The sequence below is a fragment of the Pantoea sp. SM3 genome (genome assembly GCF_000963995.1).
In the GTDB taxonomy this organism is placed as follows: Bacteria; Pseudomonadota; Gammaproteobacteria; order Enterobacterales; family Enterobacteriaceae; genus Pantoea; species Pantoea rwandensis_B.
The window spans coordinates 127,198-133,197 of record NZ_JZRD01000014.1 but is presented as its reverse complement, the minus strand read 5'-3'; the positions used below and the strand labels follow the sequence as shown (position 1 = coordinate 133,197).

Here is a 6,000-nt window from a genome sequence, read left to right as displayed (position 1 = left end):
CTCACTCACTCACTCACTCACTCATTCACTCATTCACTCATTCACTCCATTACGCCATGACTGACTTTGGCTGGCTTACAAAACTGTCGGAAATTGGCGACAAACACGAAAGTAAGATGTCGCTAAATGGTGACATTTAACTTATTGATTTATTTTGACTCAATTTTTCATCCTTTAACTCGTTGCTGATCAGCGACACTTTCGTCAGACCAGCCGGTCCGCTTTTTCATAAAATAGTGCGTCACACCTCGCATTTCTCTGATAATCAATGCTATTTCATTTCTGGCACGATAGTTGCTATACTCACAGCGTTGCTCATTCTCCTGTCTATGATTGCCCCGCACTGCGGTTGAGCTCATAAAATTCGAATGACGCACCAAACGGAGCCTGCCGTCCACCCAACCGATAATCGCTTGCTTTGCAACGTTATCAAGCATCGGACGCAACGTTGAGTTAGGCTCCACCTATTTTGCAAGCGATGCTGAGGCGTCGCTCTCACGGCAGCCCAAAAGGGCTGCCGTTTTCCTTTCTGTACTTTCTTCCCTATTAATACTTCGTTAGCATGCCAGCAGCTCACATTGAAGGATGCGCGGTAGTGAAGAGATGGCGTCTGTTTCCCCGATCCCTGCGGCAGTTAGTCTTGATGGCTTTTTTGCTGGTCCTGCTACCATTGCTGGTGCTGGCGTGGCAAGCCTGGGAAAGTTTGTCTGCGCTCAGTAATCAGGCTGCAGATACCAATCGCAATACCTTTACCGACGTACGCCGCAGCGAAGCGATGGCGCGTACTGCGCTCGAACTGGAACGCAGTTATCGTCAATATTGCGTATTGGGTGATGCCACCTTGCAAAAGCTTTATCAAACGCAGTGGACGCGTTATGGCCAGATGCTCACCAGCCATGCGGATAGCCTGCCAGAGCTTCCATCATTCAAAGCGCTGCAGGAAACTTTGCCGCAGCTCGCCAGTGTGCAGTGTGACAACGGTAACCCAGTGGCAAAAGCCGCCACGGCCCTCGAACATTTTTCTGATGCCAATGCGCAAATGGTGCAGGAGACGCGTGAAGTGGTGTTTTCGCGTGGCTTGCAGCTCCAGCGCGAAATCGCCGACCGCGGTCAGTTCTTCGGCTGGCAGGCGCTGATTCTGTTTCTGATTAGTCTGGCGCTGGTGCTGCTGTTTACCGGCATGATTATCGGCCCGGTAAAACGCGTAGAACGGATGATTAACCGACTTGGGCAAGGCAAAGCGCTCGGCGACAGCGTGAGTTTTCGCGGCCCTCGTGAAATCCGTTCACTCGGTCAGCGCATCGTGTGGCTGAGCGAGCGCTTAAGCTGGCTGGAAGAGCAGCGACATGAGTTTCTGCGTCATCTCTCACACGAACTGAAAACCCCGCTTGCCAGCTTACGAGAGGGCACGGAATTATTGGCCGATCAGGTGGCTGGGCCGCTCAATGCGGAACAGCAGGAAGTGGTGGCGATCCTTGACACCAGCAGCCGCCATTTGCAGCGTCTCATCGAACAACTTTTGGATTACAACCGCAAACTGGCGGATGGCCCCATGGCGCTGGAGCCGGTCGCAATCAATGACATCGTTGATGCGGTCGTTAAAATCCATTCATTGCCCGCCGGTGCGCGTCAGATCACCACCCATGTTGATCTTCAGGTGGCGCACTGTCTGGCAGAGGCAACATTACTGCAAAGGGTCATCGATAACCTCTATTCGAACGCCGTGAACTACGGCAGCGAATCCGGTAACATCTGGCTGCAGAGCCAACAGAAAGGCAACCAGGTGTGGATTGAGGTGGCGAACACCGGCACACCAATTCCGGCTGAAGAGCAGGCGATGATTTTTGAGCCCTTTTTTCAGGGCAGCCAGCAGCGCAAAGGGCCGGTTAAAGGCAGCGGGCTGGGGTTAAGCATCGCCAAAGATTGCCTGCGCAGGATGCAGGGTGATTTGCAATTGGTAACGCGCAAGGATGCGGATGTCTGTTTTCGAATCATTTTGACGACCAGCGCCGGGAATGCCTGATTAATGAAACACACCCTGATTAAACTTTTTAGCTGCGCGTTGGTGGCATTTGGCTTGAGTGCCTGCCAGACACCGTCCACGGGCAGCGCGTTACACGATGGCACCAATCTTCCTGAGCCAGAAGTGCGGTTGCCTGATTATCTGGCCACCGATTGTCAAAATGTGTGGAAGATTGAAACGCCAGCAGCAATGAGCAACCCCCTTTACTGGCAGCGTGCTATCGACTGTGGTGAGCGTTTATCCCCAGCGGAAGCGCGGGCTGAGGCACGACGCTGGCCAGTACAAGGCTGGGCGCGTGCTTTTAAACAAGGCATTCTGCTGGCAAATGGCAATGTGACGCCCTTTGAGCGCCGCCAGTTCGTCGATACGCTAGACGGTTACAGCGCTTCCTATCCAGCCTCCGTGCGCCCGTTATTGATGTTGTGGCGTAGCAATCAGGCGGCGCAGTTGGCGTTAAGCGGTGAACGCAGCCGCTATGCTGCACTCCAGCAAAGCCACGATACTGAGCTGGACAGCCTGCGCCAGCAGCAAACCAAACTGCGTCAATCACTGGAGGAGACTCAGCGTAAGCTTGAGCGCTTAACTGACATCGAACGTCAGTTGTCGTCCCGTAAACCGGCGGACAGCAGCGATACATCGCACGGTGCCAGTGATGCACAAAGTGAGGATCAGTGACCATGAAACAGTCTGCACGTTTACTGCTGGTGGATGACGATCCCGGCCTGCTTAAACTGCTTGGCATGCGCTTAAGCAGTGAAGGCTATCAGGTGACCACCGCCGCAAGTGGCCCGGATGCGCTGCGCCAGTTGCAGAAAGAGAAAGTTGATCTGGTGATCAGCGACCTGCGTATGGATGAAATGGATGGACTGGCGTTATTTGGCGAAATCCAGAAGCGCCATGCAGGTTTACCGGTGATCATTCTTACGGCGCACGGCTCAATCCCCGAAGCGGTTTCCGCTACGCAGCAGGGGGTGTTCAGTTTCCTGACGAAGCCAGTGGATCGTGACGCGCTGTACAAAGCCATTGATGAAGCGCTGGCACAGCGCGCGCCGGTCAGCGATGACACCTGGCGTGAGGCCGTGGTAACGCGCAATCCATTGATGCTGCGTTTGCTGGATCAGGCGCACATGGTGGCGCAATCCGACGTTAGCGTGTTGATTAACGGCCAGAGCGGTACCGGCAAAGAGGTGCTGGCTCAGGCGATTCACGCCGCCAGCCCACGTGCAAACAAGCCGTTTATTGCCATTAACTGTGGTGCGCTACCGGAGCAATTGCTGGAGTCTGAGCTGTTTGGTCACGCCAAAGGGGCTTTCACCGGTGCCGTGAGTGCGCGTGAAGGGCTGTTCCAGGCGGCGGAGAGTGGCACGCTGTTTCTTGATGAAATTGGTGATATGCCACAGGCGTTGCAGGTCAAACTACTGCGCGTCTTGCAGGAGCGAAAAGTGCGTCCGCTTGGCAGTAATCGGGATGTCGATATCAACGTGCGCATCATCTCGGCCACGCATCGCGATCTGCCCAAAGCGATGGAGAAAAAGAGTTTCCGCGAGGATCTCTACTATCGTCTCAATGTGGTGAATCTGAAGATTCCGGCGCTGCATGAACGTGCAGAAGATATTCCGCTGCTAGCGAACCATCTGTTGCGCCAGTCGGCCGAACGCCATAAACCCTTCGTGCGCAGCTTCTCTGTGGATGCGATGAAACGTTTAGTGGGGGCCAGCTGGCCTGGCAACGTGCGGCAGCTGGTCAACGTGATTGAGCAGTGTGTCGCGCTGAGCACATCACCCGTGATCAGTGATGCGCTGGTTGAGCAGGCGTTAGCAGGTGAAAATACGGCGCTGCCGACTTTTGTTGAGGCACGTAATCAATTTGAGCTCAACTATCTGCGCAAATTGCTGCAAATGACCAAAGGAAATGTCACCAACGCTGCGCGTCTGGCTGGACGTAACCGTACAGAATTCTATAAGCTGCTGTCACGCCATGAGCTGGACGCCAGTGAATTTAAAGAGTAGCTTGCTGCGGCATATTGATTCATCCATTGACTACCCAAAATAATTTGAGTTGCAGTCAGACGGCAAACGAAAGCATCCCGATGAGCTTACTTCTTCAAGCGATTTGGGGAAAAGAGAGCCGCCAACCCCTCTGCAACTTGAAGCAGGACGGGTATATACTACTTGTTATCCGTCCATCATGGAGGGAGTGAAAAAAGGATCTGTCATGAAAAAGATCGATGCAATTATTAAACCATTCAAACTCGATGATGTGCGCGAAGCGTTGGCTGAAGTGGGCATCACCGGGATGACGGTCAGTGAAGTGAAGGGTTTTGGTCGCCAGAAAGGCCACACTGAGCTGTATCGTGGTGCGGAGTACATGGTCGATTTTCTGCCAAAAGTGAAAATCGAAATGGTGGTCGGTGATGACATCGTCGACACCTGCGTTGAAGCCATTATGAATACCGCGCAGACCGGCAAAATCGGCGACGGCAAAATCTTTGTGTTCGACGTGGCGCGCGTGGTGCGTATCCGTACCGGTGAAGAGGACGAAGAGGCGATTTAAGCCCCTTCGTTAGCCTGTTAAAAAGCCTGCATGATGCAGGCTTTTTTTGTTTACAGCACTTTGTGCGGGCCAAAAACTTCATAATGGATACGATCGGCACTGATACCGGCATCGACCAGCTGCCGCGCGACAAACTGCATAAATGGCAGGGGGCCACAGAGCCAGAACTGGCGGTCGGCCTGATTCAATTGGCTTGAGATGCCTGCGAGATCCATTAATCCCTGCGCATCAAAACGGCCACTGTCCACGCTTTCCGGCTCGCGATACCAGATATGGCTGGCGAAATGTGGCAGGCGAGCACCTGTGGCTTGCACTTCATCCGCAAAAGCATGCTGTGTACCGCATTCGGCCGCATGCAACCAGTTAACCGCGCCTGCATGCTGTTGCTCGGCCAGGCTGGCTAACATCGCCAGCATTGGGGTTTGGCCGACACCGGCAGAAATCAGCGTGACCGGCGCGCTTCCTGTCGTTTGCAGATAGAAATCACCTGCTGGAGCCGCACATTGCACAATATCACCGACCTTCGCATGGGTGTGCAGCCAACCGGAAACGCTGCCGTGTTCCTCGCGCTTCACGGCAATACGATAGGATTTACCGTTAGGTAGATGGGTGAGTGAATACTGGCGATGCTGGATATTTTCGCTCCCTTCAGGTCGCAGACTAACGGCCAGATATTGTCCGGGCAGAAAATCAGCGACGGGCTGACCATCGTTAGGTACCAGCTCAAAACTTTTAATCACGGAGCTTTCAGTGTTGATGGTGCGAATACGGAAGTCACGCGCGCCACGCCAGCCGCCGACTTTCTCTTCTGAGGCGCAATAAATCGCTTCTTCACGCTGGATAAACACATCCGCCAGCACGCCGTAAGCTTTGCCCCATGCCTGCAAGACGTCATCGCCGGGATTGAGCAACTCTTCGATGGTGGCCAGCAACGTTTCACCGACTACCGCATATTGCGCGGGCTGAATATTCAGGCTGGTGTGCTTCTGCGCAATCTTCTCTACCGCCGGCAGCAGCACTGCCAGATTCTCCAGGTTACTGCCGTAGGCGACAATGGCATTAAACAGCGCCTCACGCTGATTGCCGCTGCGCTGATTATTCATGTTGAAAACGTTCTTCAGTTCCGGGTGTTGCGTTAACAAACGCTGATAGAAGTGGCCAGTGAGTTGCGGGCCAAGCTGAGCAATAGCGGGCAGGGAAGACTTAACGGTAGCGATAGTTTGTGCATCTAGCATGGTGAAGGCCTCGCAGTGATTTTAAACATGTATTTTAAATGCATCTTATGATCGTTCATCTTGCCTGTAAATCCCCCGTTTTGTTTGCGGGTTAAGTGCCGAAGCTGGAAGCTGGCCCACAAACCTGAAAAATATTCCCCTTCAGCATGAGCAAATATCGTGATTTACAAGCTTGCAAAAATGCGTAAA

At 53.4% G+C, this 6,000-nt stretch carries 6 protein-coding genes; 4 read left to right on the top strand and 2 right to left on the bottom strand.

Features of this window, described 5'->3' with window-relative positions:
• Positions 1-167: 167 nt before the first annotated feature.
• On the bottom strand, positions 168-437 hold the full coding sequence (locus VI01_RS25580; protein WP_045814933.1) for a hypothetical protein: 270 nt from the start codon (positions 435-437) through the stop codon (positions 168-170).
• A 158-nt stretch (positions 438-595) separates the two neighbouring features.
• Between VI01_RS25580 and VI01_RS09500 the strand changes: the two genes are divergently transcribed.
• From VI01_RS09500 to glnB, 4 genes are all read left to right on the top strand, one after another.
• Positions 596-2,023, top strand: a complete 1,428-nt coding sequence (locus tag VI01_RS09500; protein WP_045814932.1) for a HAMP domain-containing sensor histidine kinase — start codon at positions 596-598, stop codon at positions 2,021-2,023.
• A gap of 3 nt (positions 2,024-2,026) precedes the next feature.
• On the top strand, positions 2,027-2,698 hold the full coding sequence (qseG, locus tag VI01_RS09495) for a two-component system QseEF-associated lipoprotein QseG (protein WP_045814931.1): 672 nt from the start codon (positions 2,027-2,029) through the stop codon (positions 2,696-2,698).
• A 2-nt stretch (positions 2,699-2,700) separates the two neighbouring features.
• Complete coding sequence (gene glrR, locus VI01_RS09490; RefSeq protein WP_038645380.1) at positions 2,701-4,032, top strand: two-component system response regulator GlrR; 1,332 nt, start codon at positions 2,701-2,703, stop codon at positions 4,030-4,032.
• Between the two features lie 205 nt (positions 4,033-4,237).
• Entirely contained in the window at positions 4,238-4,576 is a 339-nt protein-coding gene (glnB, locus tag VI01_RS09485; protein ID WP_034825643.1) for a nitrogen regulatory protein P-II, read from the top strand.
• Positions 4,577-4,626: 50 nt separating this feature from the next.
• On the opposite strand, the gene hmpA is transcribed toward glnB, so the two are convergent.
• Entirely contained in the window at positions 4,627-5,811 is a 1,185-nt protein-coding gene (gene hmpA / locus VI01_RS09480) for an NO-inducible flavohemoprotein (RefSeq protein ID WP_045814930.1), read from the bottom strand.
• Positions 5,812-6,000: the final 189 nt, after the last annotated feature.

Bases quoted from the DNA above. Each gene is read 5' to 3' on its own strand.
- glrR (WP_038645380.1), top strand. From the start codon at position 2,701: ATGAAACAGTCTGCACGTTTACTGCTGGTGGATGACGATCCCGGCCTG.
- qseG (WP_045814931.1), top strand. From the start codon at position 2,027: ATGAAACACACCCTGATTAAACTTTTTAGCTGCGCGTTGGTGGCATTT.
- glnB (WP_034825643.1), top strand. From the start codon at position 4,238: ATGAAAAAGATCGATGCAATTATTAAACCATTCAAACTCGATGATGTG.
- hmpA (WP_045814930.1), bottom strand. From the start codon at position 5,811: ATGCTAGATGCACAAACTATCGCTACCGTTAAGTCTTCCCTGCCCGCT.
- VI01_RS25580 (WP_045814933.1), bottom strand. From the start codon at position 437: ATGCTTGATAACGTTGCAAAGCAAGCGATTATCGGTTGGGTGGACGGC.